Here is a 17,302-nt window from a genome sequence, read left to right as displayed (position 1 = left end):
GACGCCTAAGGTGGGCCCCGTGACGTCGCCGTCGTTCGCCCATCTCCACGTCCACTCCGAGTACTCGCTGCTGGACGGCGCGTGCAAGCTCGACGCGCTCGCGGAGCGCGCCGCCGCGTTCGGCCAGCCGGCGCTCGGCCTCACCGACCACGGCGTCATGAACGGCGCGATCGAGCACTACAAGGCGTGCAAGAAGCACGGGATCAAGCCGATCCTCGGCTGCGAGATCTACTTCGTCGACGATCACTCGCACCGAGGCCGGTGCGAGCGCAACCACCTCACGCTCATCGCCTCCTCGGACGAGGGCTACCGCAACCTCGTGCGGCTGTCCTCGTCGGGCTTCACCGACGGCCTCAACCAGGGGAAGCCGGGCGTCGACGTCTCCCAGCTCGAGCGGCACGGCTCCGGGATCATCGCGCTGACGGGCTGCCTCGCCTCGCGCGCGAACCAGCGCCTCGTCTCCGGCGCCTACGACGAGGCGCGGGCGCACGTCGACGACCTCCTGCAGGCCTTCGGCCCCGACAACGTCTACTTCGAGATCCAGCAGAACGGGATCGGCGATCAGGCGATCGCCAACGAGGGCATGATCCGCCTCGCGCGGGAGGTGGGCCGGCCGCTCGTCGCGACGGGCGACGTCCACTACCTGCGCCGGGAGGACTACCACCATCACGCGGCGCTGCTGTGCGTGAACACGAAGTCGACGCTCGCCGAGCCGAAGATGTCGTTCGACACGAACGAGTTCTTCCTCAAGAGCAGCGACGAGATGGCGCAGGACTTCTCGGAGACCCCGGAGGCCCTGCGGACGTCGGTGGAGATCGCGGAGCGCTGCGAGGTCGAGATCGCGCTCGGCGGCCAGCTCATCCCGCGGTTCCTCCCGGAGGGGGAGGACGAGAAGGCGTACCTGCGCGAGCTCGTCATGCAGGGCCTCCACGAGCGCTACGGCTCGCCTCCTCCGGCCGAGGCGATCGAGCGCGCGGAGATGGAGCTCGGCGTCATCGACCGCATGGGCTTCAACGCCTACTTCCTCATCGTGTGGGACTTCGTGAAGTACGCGAAGGACTCGGGGATCTCGGTGGGGCCGGGCCGCGGCTCGGCGGCCGGCTCGCTCGTCGCGTACTGCCTGCAGATCACCGATCTCGACCCGCTCCGGTACGACCTCCTCTTCGAGCGCTTCCTCAACCCGGAGCGGGTGTCGATGCCGGATATCGACATCGACTTCTCGGTCCGCGGCCGGGAGAAGGTCATGCAGTACGTCGTCGAGAAGTACGGCCGCGAGTCCGTCGCCCAGATCATCACCTTCGGCAAGATGTTCCCGCGGGCGGCGACGAAGGACGCAGCGCGTGTCCTCGGGCACCCGTACAACGTCGGCGACGACCTCTCGAAGCTCATCCCCGACCCCGAGCAGGGCCGGCCGCCGAGCTTCGAGAGGTGCCTGGCGGAGGGGGAGGAGCTCCGCAAGGCCTACGACTCCGACCCGACCGCGAAGCAGGTCGTCGACCTCGCGCGCGGGCTCGAGGGCATCGTGCGCAACAGCTCGATCCACGCGGCGGCGGTCGTCATCGCGGGGATGCCGCTCACCGACGTCGTCCCGGTGCAGCTCGCCGAGGACAAGACCGGGCCGTCGCTCCCGGGCGGGGAGCGCAACTACAAGCTCGTCACGCAGTTCTCGATGAAGCCGGTCGAGGAGCTCGGCCTGCTGAAGATGGACTTCCTCGGGCTGCGCAACCTCGACGTCATCGAGGACGCCCTCGACATCATCGAGCGCTCGACCGGGGACCGCCCGTCGATGCGGGACCTGCCGCTCGACGATGCGAAGACCTACGACATGCTCGCGCGGGGCGACTCGATCGGGGTGTTCCAGTTCGAGTCCGAGGGCATGCGCGAGGCGCTGAAGAAGGTCCGCCCGACGGAGTTCGACGATCTCGTCGCGCTCGTGGCGCTCTACCGGCCGGGAGCGATGGATCAGATCCCGACCTATGCGCGCGGCAAGCGCGATCCCGAGTCGGTGCGGGTGGCGGACGAGCGCCTGGAGCCGATCGTCGGCCCGACGTACGGGGTCATCCTGTACCAGGAGCAGGCGATGCAGATCTCGAAGGCGCTCGCCGGGTTCACCGGCGCGCAGGCCGACGATCTGCGCAAGGCGATCGGCAAGAAGAACCGCGAGGCGATGGCGAAGCTCAAGCCCGTCTTCTACGAGGGCTGCCTCGCCTCGGGCACGCGCAAGGACGTCGTCGACCAGCTGTGGGCGACGAACGAGAAGTCCGCGGACTACTCGTTCAACAAGTCGCACGCCGCCTGCTACGCGCTCATCAGCTACCGCACGGCCTGGCTGAAGGCGAACTACCCGGCCGAGTACATGGCCGCCCTCATCAGCTCGGTGATGGACACGAAGGACAAGGTCCCGTTCTTCGTCGCGCGATGCGACGAGATGGGGCTCGAGGTCCTCCCGCCGTGCGTCAACGTCTCCGACCACGAGTTCGTCGTCGTCGACGGGAGCATCCGGTTCGGCCTCGACGCCGTGAAGGGCGTCGGCCACGGCGCGGTCGAGGCGATCAAGACGGCGCGCGAGGAGGGCGGTCCCTTCACGTCGATCTGGGACTTCTGCGAGCGCGTCGACCACCGCGCCGCGAACAGGAAGACGATCGAGGCCCTCGTGAAGTCGGGCGCGCTCGACGCGACCGGCCACTCGCGCAAGGGCATGCTCGACGTGCTCGAGGCCGCGCAGGCGGCCGGGCAGAAGGTCCAGCAGGACGCCCAGATCGGCCAGGGCTCCATCTTCGACCTCGGTCCCGCCGACGGCGGCACGCAGGGTGGCTCGGCCGCGGCGTTCGCCGCCCCGGCCCATCCGGCGATCCCCGCGGAGGAGTTCGAGCAGCGTGAGCTCCTCGCGCTGGAGAAGGAGGCCATCGGCGTCTTCGTCTCGGCGCACCCGCTCAAGGACGTGCGCGACGCGCTCCGCGTGAAGGCGGACGTCTCGCTCGGCGACCTCTCGGAGGTCGGCGACGGCGACTGGGTGACGGCCGGCGGCATCATCGTCGCGGTCCGGCAGATCCGCACCCGCAACGGCGCCCCGATGATGTTCGTCACGCTCGACGATCTCGAGGGGACCGTCGAGATGATCGCCTTCGAGAAGACGATCACCGAGTACTCGGACCTCCTCGTCCCCGACACCGTCGTCCTCGTCCGCGGGAAGGTCGAGCACGGCGACCGGGGGACGTCGATCATGCTCTCGACCGTCGAGCGCTTCGACCCGACGCCCGGCGAGGTCGAGGCCGCGACGAAGAAGCTCGCGGAGGAGCAGCGGGGCCCGGAGCCGGTGAACGTGCGCCTCGACGCCGCCTTGCTCCCCGCCTCGATCATCGACGACCTCAAGCACGTGCTCGGGAACTTCCCGGGGGAGAGCGAGGTCGTCCTCCACGTCGCGACCTCCGGCGGCCCGCGAATGCTCAAGCTCGGGCCGGAGTACCGCGTCTCCCCGACGCCGAGCCTCAAGGCCGAGCTCGCCCACCTCCTCGGGCCGGCTGCGGCGGCGCCCGCCGCCTGATCCCGAGCCGCGGCGGTGCGTCAGCCGGTCGGTGCCGGGACGCGGCGCAGCAGGAACGGGAGCGCGAGCAGCGCGCCTCCGAGCCCGTCGGCGTAGCTCACGCAGAGGAGGCGGTCGGCGTCGAGCACGCGGAGCTCGTCGCGGACCCGACGCCAGGGCAGCGGGGCGTCGGCCGAGTACCGCACGACGAGGGCCGGGCGGCCGTCGGTCGCCGAGGCCTCGACGCAGGCCCGCATCGCGTGACGCGGGCCCCGACGGGTGAGGTTGGTGCCCGAGAGGACGTCGCCGTCGAGGCTCTCCCACCGCTTGCCCCGCCAGCCCGGGAGGCCGGCGAGGCCGACGCCCGCGGGTGCGGCGGCACGCAGCCACGCCGGCCCCACGAACTCGGCGCTCCACTCGCCGAGGAGGCTCTGCGGCCGCGGGGCGGGGAGGAGGCCGTAGAGACGCCGCAGGGCGACGAGCGAGGAGGGGAGCCCCGGTGGACTCAGGGACGGCAGGCGCCTCATCACGCGGCGGCCAGGCGGCGGCGAAGCGCTCGGCCATCGCGGTGATCGTGAGCGACGGGTTGACGCCGACGTTGGCGGGGATCGCCGACGCGTCGGCGACGTACAGGCCCGGGTGGCCGTGGACCTCGTGGTCGAGGCCCACGACGCCGGTCGCGGCGTCGGCGCCGATGACCGCGCCGCCGAGGATGTGCGCCGTCACCGAGACGCCTCCGACGCTCTCCGGGAGGAGGTTGAGCGGCGTGCCGCCCGCGGCCCGCGCGTACGCGCGGGTGACGTCGTTCGCCACCGGGAGGAAGCTCGGCGGGCGACTGCCCCCCGCGAGCCGGGAGCGGAGGGCGCCCCGCCCCGGGCGCGTGAGCCGGTGCGACCAGGCGAGACGCAGAGCGCTGTCGTGGTCCTGCATGACGGTGAGCGCCGTGTAGCGCTCGTCGAACCGGCGGGCGAGGACGGCACGCAGATGCGCTCGCGGCCGGCGTGCGATCGCTGCGACCGTCCGCAGGCGCCGCCGGCCCGGCGAGGGGTCGTCGACGAGCGGGCCGACCTGCGGTCGCAGCACCCTCGCGCCGCCGCGGAAGCGGTTCTGGGTGACGTGCGTCCGGGCGTCGGGGTGGAACGAGGAGCTGGTCGAGGGTCCGTCGAGCAGGTCGGCGCTCGGGTCGTCGGCGAGGATGCCGGTGACCGCCTCGGAGTTCGTGCGGACCCGGTCGCCGAGCCGCGGCGACACGCGGGGGAGGGTCTGCAGGTCGTCGCGGCAGGTGTAGAGGAGGTCGAGCGTGCCCAGCACGCCGGCGGCGAGGACGACGCGACCCGCGTGGACGACCGGGCGGCGGGCGCGGCGACCTCGCGCCAGCGGGTCGCGGGCATGCAGCGCGTAGCCGCCGCCCGGCCGCGGGACGACCGCGTCGACGTGGTGCCGCGGCAGGATCCGTGCGCCGCGTCGCTCGGCGAGGTGCAGGTAGTTGAGGTCGAGCGTGTTCTTCGCCCCGTACGGACAGCCGACGAGGCAGCCGCCGCAGAGCCGGCATCCCGTGCGCGGCGGGCCCTCCCCGTCGAAGAACGGGTCCGCCGTCGTCACGCCCGGCCCGTCCCCGAAGTGGATCGCCAGCGGGACCGGGGCCCAGGTCGCCTCCGCCCCGACGGCGGCCGCCGCGGCGCGCAGGTGCGCGTCCTGCGCCGAGAGGTGACGGTTCGCCACGCGGCCGAGCATGCGCGCCGCCGTCGCATAGGGCGCGGCGAGCTCGGCCCGCCAGTCGGCGAGCCCGGCCCACGCCTCGTCGTCGTAGAAGGCGGACTTCGGCTCGAGGAGGACGGCGCCCCAGACGATCGAGCCGCCGCCCACGCCCGTGGCGCCGATGATCCCGACGTGCGCGAAGGCCCGCTGCCAGAAGAAGCCGCGCAGTCCGAGCCGTGGCTCCCAGAGGTAGTCGCGCAGCGAGCGTCGCGCCCTGTCGAGGTCGTCACGGCCGAGGCGGCGGCCCGCCTCCAGCACGACGACGTCGTAGCCCTTCTCGGCGAGCCGCAGCGCGCTCACCGCCCCGCCGAACCCGCTCCCGACGATCGCGACGTCGCACTCGACGACGGGTCGACCGGCCTCGTGGGCGCTCATGCTCGCCGCCGCCGGGCGCTCGACCACCGTGACGGCGGCCGCGAGCGGAGGGCACCCGCGAACGCCGCAAAGGCGCGACGATTGTCGCAGACCGTGCCGGTCTCGAGGGGGTCGCACGCCCGCACGGTCCGGTTCTCGGAGTGGTATTTTCGCGCGGCGGCCTCTCGCTCTTCCGCTGGACCGGGGGCGGGAGGCCGCACTTCATCTGCCCGGAGCACGGGGGCCCTAACCCCGGGCGGAGAGGCCCTCGTCGCGCAGCTCGCGCGCGATGGCGATGTCACGCGCGACGACGCCCTTCCCCTCGACGCCCGGACCCTCGAAGATCATCGGGAGGCCGTCGAAGCGCGGCTCGCTGAGGAACGCGGCGATGCCCTCGCGGCCGATCTCGCCCTCGCCGAGCGGCGCGTGACGATCGCGGTTGGAGCCGACCCCGGTCTGCGAGTCGTTGACGTGGAGGCAGCGCAGCCGGTCGAGGCCGACGGCGCGATCGCACTCGTCCAGCACCGCTCCGAGGTCCTCGGCGGTCCGGACGTCGTAGCCGGAGGCGAGGAGGTGGCACGAGTCGAGGCAGAGCCCGAGGCGCCCGTCCCCGCCCGAGGCGTCGAGGAGGTCGTGGAGCTCCTCGAAGGACCGCCCGAGCGTGCCGCCCGCACCGGCGGTGTCCTCGAGCAGGAGAGCGCAGCCCTCGGTGCGGTCGAGGGCCTCGCGAAGCGTCTCCCCGCAGCGGGCGATGGCCTCCCCGACGTCCCCGCCCTTGGCGGAGCCGGGGTGGAGGACGACGCCGTCCGCGCCGATGCCCGCGCCGATCGTGAGCGCCTGCACGAGCGAGGTGAGGGACTTCTCCCGCAGCTCCGGGTCGTCCGTCGCGCAGTTGATGAGGTAGACGGCGTGGACGACGACCGACTCGACCCGCGAGGAGGCGAGGGCGTCGCGGAACGCGGCGAAGTCGTCCTCGCCGTAGGAGGTCGGCCGCCACATGCGCGGTGACTGGTTGAAGATCTGGATCGCGTCGCAGTCGCGCTCGACGCCGCGGGCGACCGCCTTGTCGAGCCCGCCGGCCGTCGAGACGTGGCAGCCGATCAGCACGTAGTGTCCTGCCTCATGAGGGTCCGATTCGCTCCTTCTCCCACGGGCGCGCTGCACATCGGCGGCGCGCGCACCGCGCTCTACAACTGGCTCCTCGCGCGCGGCTCCGGGCCCGAGGGGACGCTCGTCCTGCGCATCGAAGATACCGACCGGGAGCGTTCGACCCCCGAGAACGTCGAGCAGATCCTCGACGCTCTGCGCTGGCTCGAGCTCGACTGGGACGAGGGCCCGATCAGCCAGGCCGAGCGCGCGCCGCGCCACGGGGAGGTCCTCGCGCGGCTCCTCGACGAGGGTCTCGCCTACCGGTCGAGCGCGACCGCGGACGACGTGCGCGCCTACAAGGACCGCCACGGTGCCGACCGGGGCTTCCGCGGCGAGGAGGAGAAGGAGGGCGCGGTCCGCCTCCGCGTCCCGGACGACGACGAGCTCGTCGTCCACGACCTCATCCGCGGCGACACGACCTTCCGCACGGTCCACCTCGACGATCCGGTCATCGCCCGGGCGGACGGCACCCCGCTCTACAACTTCGCGGTCGCGGTCGACGACCACGACGCCGCCATCACGCACGTCGTCCGCGGCGAGGACCACCTCTCGAACACGCCGAAGCAGCTCCTCGTCTACCGGGCGCTCGGCGCCGACCCGCCGGCGTTCGCGCACCTCCCGCTCCTCCACGGGCCGGACGGGAAGAAGCTCTCCAAGCGCCACGGCGCGGCGTCCGTCCAGGAGCTGCGCGACGCCGGCTTCCTCCCCGCGGCGGTGCGCAACTACCTCGCGCTCCTGGGCTGGGGGGACGTCGACGACGAGACGATCATCCCGACCGAGGAGCTCGTGCGCCGGTTCGACATCACCCGCGTCTCGAAGAACCCCGCCCGCTTCGACGAGCAGAAGCTGCGCTGGATGAACGGCCGCTACGTCCGCGAGCTCTCGCTCGACGGGCTCACCGCCGCGCTCGAGGAGCACACCGGGCGCTCCGGGCTGCGGCCGTACGTCGAGATCTCCTCGGAGAAGATCCAGACGCTCGCCGACTTCTGGCCGCTCGCCGGGTTCTTCCTCGACGGCCCGGCCGACGATCCGAAGGCCCGCGAGAAGTGGCTGGGCGAGGAGGGGCGGGCCGCCCTCGCCGATGCGCGGGCGGCGCTCGCCGCGCTCGACGACGAGGCGTTCACGACCGAGCACGTCGACGCCGCCCTCCGCGGCGTCGTCGAGGCGCGCGAGGCGAAGCCGAAGGACGTCTTCCAGCCGGTCCGCGTCGCGCTCGCCGGCACGACGGTCTCGCCGGGCATCTTCGAGTCGGTCGCGGCGCTCGGCCGCGAGGAGGCTCTGCGCCGCATCGACGCGGCGCTTTCGGGCTGATCTCGCACGGAGTGGACGAAAGGGCTCAATCATCCGTCCATCCGTGCCGATAACAGGGTCGTCACCCCGCCTTCCGCACGGAGACGCACGACCACATGAGCACCAGCCCACTGCCCTCGCCGAGTCAGGTCACGACCGCTGACGCCCAGCGCCGTCACAACGAGGGCCACGGCCGTCGACTCACCGCCGCCTTCGAGGCGCTCGAGGCCTTCCCGGCCCTCGCCGAGTCCCGCAACCGCCTCCTCTCGCTCGTCCAGCAGGAGCGCGTGAGCACGGGCGACGTCGTCAACGCCGTCGAGTCCGACGTCGCCCTCGTCATCGCCGTCCTGCGGCTCGCCAACCAGGTCGAGGGCCGCACGCGCGGCAAGGTCGAGAGCGTCGTCCAGGCGGTCGAGATCCTCTCGCCGGAGTCCGTCCAGGCGCTCGCGTCGCGCGCCTCGACGTTCGACTTCTTCGAGCGCTCCGCCGTCTGGGACGCGGCCCCCGAGCGCTTCCGCCTCCACGGAGTCGCCACGCAGCGCGCCGCCGATCGGCTCGCCACCGCCGTCGGCTACGAGCACCGCGACCGCCTCATGGTGACCGCGCTCCTCCACGACATCGGCAAGCTCGTGCTGATGCACGCCTACCCCGGGTACCCGACGAAGGTCCACGAGGGTGCGCGCAGTCCCGAGGACCGCATCCACCGCGAGCGCCGCGAGCTCGGCGTCGACCACGCGCTCGTCGGCGGTGTCCTCGCCCGCCGCTGGGGTCTGCCGAAGAGCGTCGCGTCGGCGATCGAGCGCCACCACGCCGAGGACGCCTCGGGTGAGGCCGCGTTCGTGCGGCTCGCCGACATGCTCGCCCACTACGGCCGGGGCGGCAGCGTCTCGCCGACGGAGCTCCTGCGCACGGCCCGCATCATCGGGCTCGGCCCGACCGATCTCCGCGCGGTGATGTACGACCTCCCGTACCCGCAGGTCGCCCGCACGCGGCAGATCGATCCGTGCCCGCTGAGCACCCGCGAGCTCGAGGTGCTCAAGCGCCTCGCCGAGGGCAAGGTCTACAAGCAGATCGCGCACGAGCTCTCGCTCTCGACGAGCACGGTGCGCACGCACCTCCACAACATCTACGGCAAGCTCGGCGCCGTCGACCGCGCGCAGGCGGTTCTCATGGCGACCGAGCGCGGCTGGCTCTAGGTCCCGCGACGCCGTGGCGCCGGTCGCAGCCGGCGCCAGGCGAGCCACGCGAGCGCGACGCCGGTCGCGTCGACGAGGACGTCGACCGGTGAGCCGTTCCGTCCCTCGACGAAGCTCTGGTGCCACTCGTCGCTGACGGCGTACGCGACGGCGATGAGCGCCGCGGCCGCGGGCCGGCGCCAGCCGAGCGCCCGCAGCCACAGCAGCCACAGCAGGCCGTACTCGACCATGTGCGCCGCCTTGCGCAGGTAGAGGTCGGCGGTCCCGAGGCCGGACGAGAGGTCCGGCTGGTCGGAGAGCAGGTAGATGAGCGCCATGAGCGCGAGCGGAGGGGCGAAGCGACGGACCGGTGCCATACGATCGGAGTCGCGCACCGTACCCGCGCCGCCCTTCCGATGCTCTCCATCACCTCGAAGAGCCCCTACGCGCTCAAGGCCCTGGCCGAGCTCGCCCGCAGCGGCGACGAGGCGCCGGTGCCGCTCGGCGAGCTCGCGCGCCGCCGCGACATCCCCGCCCAGTTCCTCGAGCAGCTCTTCGCGGTGCTGCGCCGCGCCGGGGTCCTGCGCTCCCAGCGCGGCGTCAAGGGCGGCTACTCGTTCGCGCGCGATCCCGCCGAGGTGACCGTCCTCGAGGTCGTCGAGCTGCTCGACGGCCCGCTCGGCCGCGACGCCGAGGGCGTCTTCGCCGACGCGGCGACCGCGGCCCGCGCCGTCCTCTCGCAGGTGACGATCGCCGACGTCGTCGAGCGCGAGTCGCGCGAGGCGGGCGCGGCGATGTACTACATCTGACCTCGCCTCACCCCACGCCCCGCCGCCAGAACGCCGGCGTGAGGAGCGCGAGCACCGTGAACAGCTCGAGGCGTCCCGTGAGCATGAGGAACGTGAGCACGCCGCGCCCGGCCTCGGGGACGGCGCCGTAGTTCTCCGACGCGCCGACGTCGCCGAGACCCGGCCCGACGAGCGTGAGCGTCGCGGCGACCGCCGCCGTCGAGGTCTCGAGGTCGACGCCGGTGACGAGCAGCGCGAACGTCCCCGCCACTCCGACGAGGATGAAGATGAGGAGGAATCCGAGCACGGAGCGCCGGATGTCCTCGCTGTAGACGTGCCGGCGCGTCCGCAGCACCTGCACCACGTTCGGGCGCAGCTGCCGGGTGACCTCCTGCGCCGTCGACTTGCCGAGGAGCAGGACCCTGATGACCTTCATGCCGCCGGCGGTCGAGCCCGCACAGCCCCCGATCGCCATGAGCACGAGGAGGACGGTCCGGGCGGTGTCGTTCCACTGGTCGAAGTCCGCGGTCGTGTAGCCGGTCGTCGAGATGACGCTCGTCACGGTGAAGGCGGCGTCCCGCAGGCTCTGCGTCGCGCCGCCGGGGTGACCGGCGCGGACGAGGCTCACCGTGACGACGGCGACGGCGCCGACGAGGATGAGCGCGAACGCCCGCACCTCGGCGGCCTGCGGCCAGAGCGAGCGACCTCTCAGCACGCGCCAGTAGAACGCGTAGTTGATCGAGGTGAGCGTCATGAGGACGATCGCGACGAGCTCGACCGGCGCCGAGTCGAACGCCGCGAGCGACGACGTGTGGGTCGAGAAGCCGCCGGAGGCGACGCTCGTGAACGCGTGGTTGACGGCGTCGAAGGCCCCCATCCCGACGAGGAGGTAGCCGGCGACGCCGGCGACGGTGAAGACGAGGTAGATCGACCAGATGATCTTCGCCGTCTGGGCGATCCGGGGGGTGAGGCGGTCGGGGGAGATGCCCGACGTCTCGGCCTGGAACACGCGCTGCATCGCGAGTCCCGCCGCGGGCGCGATCGCGACGACGAGCACGACGATCCCCACGCCTCCGAGCCACTGGCTGAGGCTGCGCCACAGGAGGATGCCTCCGGGCTGGGCGTCGACGTCGTCGATGAGCGTCGCCCCCGTCGTCGTGAAGCCGCTCATGCTCTCGAAGAGCGCGTCGCCGAAGCGGGGGAGCGTGCCCTCGAGCATGAAGGGCAGCCCGCCCGCCACGGCGACGCCGAGCCACGCGAGCGTGACGGCGAGGAACCCGTCGCGTGCCCGCAGCGGGACCTGGCGCATCCGGCGCGAGGCGGCGATCGCGGCGGCGCACAGCGGGAGGAGGATCGCGCCCGGGACGAGCAGCGACGCGGCGGACCCGTCGCCGGCGATCGCCGCGTAGACGCCGCACGCGATGAGACCCACCGCGGTCGCGCCGACCGCGCCGGCGACCACGGGGACGACGAGGCGCCAGTGGAGCTGCGGACCGTGACGCCGGCCGTTCACCCGCGAGCCATCCGCGAGGACGGGCGGGGCGAGGGTGACGGACGGCATGCATCGATCGTCCGCCCGTCGGCGTCAAGGCCCCGTGCAGATCGGGGTGCGCCGCATCAAGATCGTGTGAAGACGGCCTCAGGAGCCGAAGCGGTACCCGACGCCGGGGTCGGTCCGGACGTAGCGGAAGCCCCCGCCGTCGCGCGGCTCGATCTTGCGGCGGAGGTTCGCGACGTGCGTGCGCAGGCGCTGCGTGTCGTCGACGTGCCCGGGGCCCCAGACCTCCTCCTCGAGCTGTCGATGGGTGAGGAGCCGTCCACGATGCCGCGCGAGCGTCGCGAGGATCTCGTACTCCGTCGGCGTGAGGTGCACCTCCTCTCCGCCGATCCGCACCCGTCGGCCGGCGAAGTCGATCTCGAGCTCTCCGAGGGTGAGGCGCGGCTCGTCGTCGACCACGGCGTTCGCCCGGCGCAGCGCCGCCTGCAGGCGGGCGACGAGCTCGCGCGGGCCGAACGGCTTCACGACGTAGTCGTCGGCGCCGGCCTCGAGCGCGCGGACCTTCTCCTCCTCGTCCCCGACGGCGCTGAGGAGGATGATCGGCATCTGCGACCACTCGCGCAGGGCCGCGCAGACCGCGATGCCGTCCCCGTCGGGGAGCACGAGGTCGATGATCGCCGCGTGCGGAGGGTGCAGGGCCGCCGTGTCGAGCGCCTCCTGCGCGGTGGCGACGGCGACGGGCTCGAAGCCCGCGTCGCGCAGGACGACCTTGAGCGCCCTGAGGATCTGGAGCTCGTCGTCGCAGACGAGCACCCGCGGCCCGCTCACCCGGCGGCCCCCTCGAGCGCCGGCCCGGCGACCGCGGCCGGGAACTCGAGCACGAAGGTCGTCCCCTGGCCCGGATACGACTCGATCGAGATCGTGCCTCCGTTGGCCTCGACGAACCCGCGGACGATCGCGAGCCCGAGACCGCTGCCGGCGTGCCCGTCGCCGCCCCCGCCGCGCCGGAAGGGCTCGAACACGTGCGCGCGCTCGGCGTTCGGGATGCCGGGGCCGTGGTCGACGACACGCAGGACGACCTTGTCGCCGACGGCGCGGGAGCGGAGCTGGACGCGGTGCGGCTCGCTGTGCCGGGCGGCGTTCTCGAGGAGGTTCGCGATCGCCCGCTCGAGCTGCGCGGCGTCGACGCGCAGGAGCGGGAGGTCGTCCGCGGCGTACACGGTGAAGCGCGAGGGATCCGGCTGCTCGCGGATCGCCGCGTCGATGACCTCGTCGAGCGAGCACCAGTCGGGGCGCGGCGGGGCGGCCCCGGCCTCGAGGCGCGAGAGGTCGAGCAGCTTGTCGACGAGCCGCGCGAGGCGCTCCGCCTCGACGCGGACCGTCTCCGCGAGGGCGGCGCGGTCCTCGTCGTCGAGCGTCGGCGACCCGAGCGCCTCCCCGGCGGCGAGGATGCCGGTGAGCGGCGTGCGGAGGTCGTGGGAGACCGCGCGGAGGATCGCGGTCTTCACCTCGTCGCTGTGGCGCAGCGACCGCGCCTCGACCGCCTCGCGCATGAGCTCCTCGCGCTCGGCCGCGGCCCGCTCGAGCGCGGCGACGGCGCGGTCGGCCTCCTCGCGCCGACGGCCGGCCTCCGCCGCTCGGGAGCGCGCGGCGTCCGCCAGCGTCGACACCACGACCGCCGCGACGACGAAGACGCCGAGCGCCACCCAGTTCTCGCCGTCGGCGACCGTGAACCGCCCGGTCGGCGGGATGTGGAACCAGTTGAACGTCGCGGCGCAGACGAGGACGGTCGCGAGGCCGAGCCCGATCCCCCAGCCGGTGGAGGCGAGGAGCACGGCGACGAGGTAGAGCACGCCGATGCTCACCGTCGGCGCGACCTCGCCGAGGGGGTAGAGCGCCGCGGTGATGAGGACGACGGCGCAGAGCGCGACGGCGAGACCCGTCGCGCGCGACGGCGGAGGGTCGGGGAGGAGCCACGTCGCGAGCCGCGCGCGCATGCCTCTCAGCCTACGCTCGTGCGCGCCCGTCCCCCTGCGCGGGGCGCGGCTGTCGCGATCCGGAAGCTCGCGGTTTGCGCCTGCCCTCTCCGCGGTACCTATGAGGCGTCACGCCATGCGCGTCCTCCTCGACACGATCTGCGGCGGGCCCCGGGAGTCACGGGCCGACGACGCTCGGGTCGGCCTGTGGCTCACGGGTCTCGCCGCCGTGTCCGCCGGCGTCGTCGCGATCGCGCTCCACCTGGCGATCGCCGTCCCGCCCGGTCAGGCGATCGCCGTGTGCGGCCTCGTCGGCCTCGTCGGGTTCATCGGTGCGCTCCTCCTCGAGTGGAGGCGCGAGCGTGGCGACGGGGACGACGACGACGGCCGGGGACCCGGTCCGGACGAGCCGTCGCCGGAGGACGACCCCGTCGACTGGGAGCCCTTCGAGCGCCTCCTGCGCGACGCCGCCGAGCCGCGCGAGCCGACCCCGGCGTAGCCGTTCACCCGCGCCGCCCGCGCGAGCGCCGCCGCGGGCGAGGCCCGGGGGCCGTGCGATCGCGAGCCTCTCGCGCGGCCGAGGTGGCGCCGAGGCCGCCCTCCGCGAAGGCGCGCAGGACCTCCTCGGCCGACGGCGCCGGAGGCGGACCGTCCGCGGTCGGCGCGTGTCCGCGCCGGACGATGCGCGAGATGAGCCACACGGGCCCATCGTCGCCGCGGGTGGCGGCCGCGTGGTCTCGCGCCTGTCTCACGTCGGTCGCACCGTCGCGTCGGAGGAGGCGCGGGAGCGGCCGCTGCCACGGGTAGAGTCGTCGGACGCCATGGCGCAGGTCCCCCGCAACATCGCCGAGCACGTCGGCCGCACGCCGATGGTCGAGCTCACCCGCCTCGTGCCGCCCGACAGCACGGCGCGGATCTTCGGCAAGCTCGAGCAGTTCAACCCCGGGGGCTCCGTGAAGGACCGGATCGGCATCGCGATGATCGAGGCGGCCGAGGCCGAGGGGCGCATCGAGCCGGGCCGCACGACGATCGTCGAGGCGACGTCCGGCAACACGGGCATCGCGCTCGCCTTCGTCTGCGCCGCGAAGGGCTACGACCTCGTCATCACCCTCCCGCAGGGGATGAGCCGGGAGCGCGAGTCGCTCCTGCGCCTCTACGGGGCCCGCGTCGAGATCGTCGAGTCGATGGGCGGGATGAACGAGGCCGTCGAGGCGGCGCGCGCCCTCGCGGGCACCGGCGATGCGTGGCTGCCGGACCAGTTCGCGAACCCCGCGAACCCCGAGGCTCATCGCCGGACGACGGGTCCCGAGATCTGGGACGCCCTCGACGGCGACGTCGACGTCCTCGTCTGCGGCGTCGGCACCGGGGGCACGATCACGGGCACCGCGGCGTTCCTGAGGGAGAAGAACCCGAAGCTCCGCGTCGTCGCCGTCGAGCCTGCGAGCTCGCCGGTCCTGTCGGGCGGCCGCCCGGGCCCGCACCGCATCCAGGGCATCGGCGCCGGGTTCGTCCCGCCTGTCCTCGATCGCGATCTCCTCGACGAGGTGCTCGCGTGCGGCGACGAGGAGGCGATCGGCACCGCGTGGGAGCTCGCGCGCCGCGAGGGCGTCCTCGCCGGGATGTCGTGCGGCGCGGCGGTCTGGGGCGCGCTGCAGGTCGCGAGCCGGCCCGAGACCGCAGGGGCGCGCATCGCGTGCGTGCTGCCGGACTCCGGGGAGCGCTACGTGTCCGCCCCGTTCTTCCAGCCGCCGCCCGCCTGAGAGGCGACGGCGAGGCGCCGGCCGGCGCCTCCGGCCCGCTCGTCACGGCGCGGCTCCGAGCCGCCGGGCCCGCCACGGCGGAGCGCTACGCTCTCGACATGCTCGGCCTGGGCACCGCCGCACGCGTCCTCGGTGAGATCCGCCGGGACGTCGACGCCGTCCACGCGCGCGACCCTGCGGCTCGCGGCGTGACCTCCGCCGAGATCCTCGCGACGTGGCCCGGCGTCCACGCGCTCCTCTCGCACCGCGTCGCCCACGCGCTCCACGGGTTCGGGGTGCCGATCGTCCCGCGCGTGCTCGCGAACGTGACGCGGACGGTCACCGGGATCGAGATCCACCCGGCGGCGCGCATCGGCCGCGGTCTCTTCATCGACCACGGCATGGGCGTCGTCATCGGCGAGACCGCGGAGGTCGGCGAGGACGTCACGCTCTACCAGGGCGTGACGCTCGGCGGGACGGGCTTCGCGACCGGCAAGCGCCACCCCACCGTCGAGTCCAACGTGACGATCGGGTCGGGCGCGAAGCTCCTCGGGCCGATCACCGTCGGCCACGGCGCGAAGATCGGCGCGAACACCGTCGTCATCCACGACGTGCCGCCGAACTCGACCGTCGTCGGGAACCCCGGCCATCCCGTCCGGGTCGACGGCCGCAAGCCCGAGGGGCCCGACGCGGACTGGATCCACCTGCCCGATCCCGTCGCCGACGCGATGAAGGGCCTCTCGCAGCGCCTCGGCGCGCTCGAGCGCGCCGTCGCGGAGCTCCACGGCGAGGAGGGCGGCGCATCGGTCGCCGACGTTCGGCCGCTGCGCCCGAAGCGCGGCCCGAACCCCGCCGGCGGCTGACGCGGCGCCTCGGCACGCGGCGCGTGCGCGCTGTGGCGACCGGGTAGCCGGGGACCATGAACTCGAGCTTCCGTCTCGCGCGCATCCGCGGGATCGAGATCGGCGCGAACTGGAGCTGGCTCCTCGTCGTCGTCCTCATCTTCTGGTCGCTCGCCGTCGGGATCTTCCCGGAGGAGAACCCCGGGCTCGACGACGTGACCTACGCGGCGATGGCGGTCGTCGCGGCGGTCCTCTTCTTCTCCTGCCTGCTCGCGCACGAGCTCGGGCACGCCATCCAGGCCCAGCGCGACGGCGTCGACATCGACGGCATCACGCTCTGGGTCCTCGGAGGGGTCGCGCGCTTCAAGAGCGAGCCGCCGTCGGCCGGCGCCGAGTTCCGCATCGCGGCCGCCGGGCCCGCGGTCTCGCTCGTGCTCGGTCTGGCGTTCCTCGCGCTCTCCGCCGTGAGCGGCCTCCCGTCGTCGGTCGACGGCGTCGTCTCGTGGCTCGGCTACATCAACCTCGTCCTGCTCGGGTTCAACCTCCTGCCGGCGTTCCCGCTCGACGGCGGGCGGATCCTGCGCTCCGTCCTCTGGCAGCGCGGCGGCGACCTCGGCGAGGCGACGCGGCGCGCCGCCGCCGCGGGACGGGCCTTCGGGGCGGGCATCGCGGCGCTCGGAGCGCTCCTCGTCCTCGGAGGCGGCCTGTTCGGCGGCGTGTGGCTGGCCTTCATCGGCTTCTTCATCATGGCCGCGGGCGCCGCCGAGGAGCAGGCCGTCGCCTCGCGCTCGGCGCTCGCCGGCATCCGCGTCGCCGACGTCATGGTCGGGCGGCCGATCGCCGTCCCGGCGACCATGCCCGCCGGCCGCTTCCTCGAGGACGTCTTCCTCGTCCACCGCCACACGGCCTACCCGGTCGTCGCCGACGACGGCGACGTCGTCGGGCTCGTCACGTTCCGCGACGCGCTCGGGGCCGACCCGGCCGCGCGGGCGACGCTCACCGTCGCCGACGTCATGGTGCCCCGCGGGAACGCCCTCGTCGTCGACGCGGACGCCGAGCTCGCCGACGTCCTCGGCGACCTCGGGGCCGACGCCCGTCGCCGCGCCCTCGTGCGCGTCGACGGTCGGGTCGCCGGCCTCCTCTCCGTCACCGACGCGCTGCGCGTCCTCGAGGCACGCGGCCTCGGCGGCGCGCGCCGCTGAGGGCGGCC

At 73.6% G+C, this 17,302-nt stretch carries 14 protein-coding genes and 1 pseudogene; 8 read left to right on the top strand and 7 right to left on the bottom strand.

The window, feature by feature from the left end; translation table 11 throughout:
• Window positions 1-19 precede the first annotated feature (19 nt).
• Window positions 20-3,544, top strand: a complete 3,525-nt coding sequence (gene dnaE, locus ACME2J_RS06805; protein WP_495544133.1) for a DNA polymerase III subunit alpha — start codon at window positions 20-22, stop codon at window positions 3,542-3,544.
• Between the two features lie 20 nt (window positions 3,545-3,564).
• Here the strand turns inward: dnaE and ACME2J_RS06800 are convergent, their stop codons facing one another.
• From ACME2J_RS06800 to ACME2J_RS06790, 3 genes and pseudogenes are all read right to left on the bottom strand, one after another.
• The gene (locus tag ACME2J_RS06800; RefSeq protein ID WP_495544132.1) at window positions 3,565-4,050 is read right to left on the bottom strand and encodes a hypothetical protein; all 486 of its coding nucleotides are present in this window, start codon (window positions 4,048-4,050) and stop codon (window positions 3,565-3,567) included.
• 43 nt (window positions 4,051-4,093) lie between these two features.
• A pseudogene (locus ACME2J_RS06795) lies at window positions 4,094-5,656 on the bottom strand (GMC oxidoreductase); the annotation flags it as partial.
• 225 nt (window positions 5,657-5,881) lie between these two features.
• The gene (locus ACME2J_RS06790) at window positions 5,882-6,742 is read right to left on the bottom strand and encodes a deoxyribonuclease IV (protein WP_495544131.1); all 861 of its coding nucleotides are present in this window, start codon (window positions 6,740-6,742) and stop codon (window positions 5,882-5,884) included.
• A 15-nt stretch (window positions 6,743-6,757) separates the two neighbouring features.
• Here ACME2J_RS06790 and gltX point away from each other — a divergent pair, with 15 nt between their 5' ends.
• Together gltX and ACME2J_RS06780 are read left to right on the top strand one after the other, a co-directional pair.
• Window positions 6,758-8,095, top strand: a complete 1,338-nt coding sequence (gene gltX, locus ACME2J_RS06785; protein ID WP_495544130.1) for a glutamate--tRNA ligase — start codon at window positions 6,758-6,760, stop codon at window positions 8,093-8,095.
• Window positions 8,096-8,190: 95 nt separating this feature from the next.
• Entirely contained in the window at window positions 8,191-9,270 is a 1,080-nt protein-coding gene (locus ACME2J_RS06780) for an HDOD domain-containing protein (protein ID WP_495544129.1), read from the top strand.
• Here ACME2J_RS06780 and ACME2J_RS06775 read toward each other — a convergent pair.
• Window positions 9,267-9,626, bottom strand: coding sequence for a VanZ family protein (locus ACME2J_RS06775; protein WP_495544128.1), 360 nt, complete (start codon window positions 9,624-9,626; stop codon window positions 9,267-9,269). The two genes, ACME2J_RS06780 and ACME2J_RS06775, sit on opposite strands and share 4 nt — an antisense overlap.
• Window positions 9,627-9,665: 39 nt before the next feature.
• On the opposite strand from ACME2J_RS06775, the gene ACME2J_RS06770 reads away from it, so the two are divergent.
• Complete coding sequence (locus ACME2J_RS06770) at window positions 9,666-10,058, top strand: RrF2 family transcriptional regulator (RefSeq protein ID WP_495544127.1); 393 nt, start codon at window positions 9,666-9,668, stop codon at window positions 10,056-10,058.
• Between the two features lie 7 nt (window positions 10,059-10,065).
• Here ACME2J_RS06770 and ACME2J_RS06765 read toward each other — a convergent pair whose 3' ends face one another.
• The 3 genes from ACME2J_RS06765 to ACME2J_RS06755 all read right to left on the bottom strand — a co-directional run bounded on the left by ACME2J_RS06765 (window position 10,066) and on the right by ACME2J_RS06755 (window position 13,532).
• Window positions 10,066-11,598 (bottom strand): TrkH family potassium uptake protein, encoded by a 1,533-nt coding sequence (locus ACME2J_RS06765; protein WP_495544126.1) that lies wholly within the window; start codon window positions 11,596-11,598, stop codon window positions 10,066-10,068.
• Window positions 11,599-11,676: 78 nt separating this feature from the next.
• On the bottom strand, window positions 11,677-12,363 hold the full coding sequence (locus ACME2J_RS06760) for a response regulator transcription factor (RefSeq protein ID WP_495544125.1): 687 nt from the start codon (window positions 12,361-12,363) through the stop codon (window positions 11,677-11,679).
• Window positions 12,360-13,532, bottom strand: coding sequence for a sensor histidine kinase (locus tag ACME2J_RS06755; protein ID WP_495544124.1), 1,173 nt, complete (start codon window positions 13,530-13,532; stop codon window positions 12,360-12,362). The genes ACME2J_RS06760 and ACME2J_RS06755 overlap by 4 nt, the downstream gene beginning before the upstream one ends.
• Window positions 13,533-13,647: 115 nt before the next feature.
• Between ACME2J_RS06755 and ACME2J_RS06750 the strand changes: the two genes are divergently transcribed.
• The 4 genes from ACME2J_RS06750 (at window position 13,648) to ACME2J_RS06735 (ending at window position 17,294) form a co-directional block, all read left to right on the top strand.
• Window positions 13,648-14,010, top strand: a complete 363-nt coding sequence (locus ACME2J_RS06750; RefSeq protein ID WP_495544123.1) for a hypothetical protein — start codon at window positions 13,648-13,650, stop codon at window positions 14,008-14,010.
• Window positions 14,011-14,332: 322 nt separating this feature from the next.
• Window positions 14,333-15,271, top strand: a complete 939-nt coding sequence (gene cysK / locus ACME2J_RS06745) for a cysteine synthase A (RefSeq protein WP_495544122.1) — start codon at window positions 14,333-14,335, stop codon at window positions 15,269-15,271.
• A gap of 98 nt (window positions 15,272-15,369) precedes the next feature.
• Window positions 15,370-16,113, top strand: a complete 744-nt coding sequence (cysE, locus tag ACME2J_RS06740) for a serine O-acetyltransferase (protein ID WP_495544121.1) — start codon at window positions 15,370-15,372, stop codon at window positions 16,111-16,113.
• 56 nt (window positions 16,114-16,169) lie between these two features.
• Window positions 16,170-17,294 carry a site-2 protease family protein gene (locus tag ACME2J_RS06735; RefSeq protein WP_495544120.1) on the top strand — a complete coding sequence of 375 codons (1,125 nt, stop codon included), beginning with the start codon at window positions 16,170-16,172 and terminating at the stop codon, window positions 17,292-17,294.
• Window positions 17,295-17,302: the final 8 nt, after the last annotated feature.

The sequence above is a fragment of the Paraconexibacter sp. genome (assembly GCF_059438195.1).
This window is presented reverse-complemented; position numbering and strand designations above follow the sequence as displayed.

Bases quoted from the DNA above. Each gene is read 5' to 3' on its own strand.
- ACME2J_RS06800 (WP_495544132.1), bottom strand. From the start codon at position 4,050: ATGAGGCGCCTGCCGTCCCTGAGTCCACCGGGGCTCCCCTCCTCGCTC.
- gltX (WP_495544130.1), top strand. From the start codon at position 6,758: ATGAGGGTCCGATTCGCTCCTTCTCCCACGGGCGCGCTGCACATCGGC.
- ACME2J_RS06780 (WP_495544129.1), top strand. From the start codon at position 8,191: ATGAGCACCAGCCCACTGCCCTCGCCGAGTCAGGTCACGACCGCTGAC.
- ACME2J_RS06775 (WP_495544128.1), bottom strand. From the start codon at position 9,626: ATGGCACCGGTCCGTCGCTTCGCCCCTCCGCTCGCGCTCATGGCGCTC.
- ACME2J_RS06770 (WP_495544127.1), top strand. From the start codon at position 9,666: ATGCTCTCCATCACCTCGAAGAGCCCCTACGCGCTCAAGGCCCTGGCC.
- ACME2J_RS06765 (WP_495544126.1), bottom strand. From the start codon at position 11,598: ATGCCGTCCGTCACCCTCGCCCCGCCCGTCCTCGCGGATGGCTCGCGG.
- ACME2J_RS06755 (WP_495544124.1), bottom strand. From the start codon at position 13,532: ATGCGCGCGCGGCTCGCGACGTGGCTCCTCCCCGACCCTCCGCCGTCG.
- ACME2J_RS06750 (WP_495544123.1), top strand. From the start codon at position 13,648: ATGCGCGTCCTCCTCGACACGATCTGCGGCGGGCCCCGGGAGTCACGG.
- cysK (WP_495544122.1), top strand. From the start codon at position 14,333: ATGGCGCAGGTCCCCCGCAACATCGCCGAGCACGTCGGCCGCACGCCG.
- cysE (WP_495544121.1), top strand. From the start codon at position 15,370: ATGCTCGGCCTGGGCACCGCCGCACGCGTCCTCGGTGAGATCCGCCGG.
- ACME2J_RS06735 (WP_495544120.1), top strand. From the start codon at position 16,170: ATGAACTCGAGCTTCCGTCTCGCGCGCATCCGCGGGATCGAGATCGGC.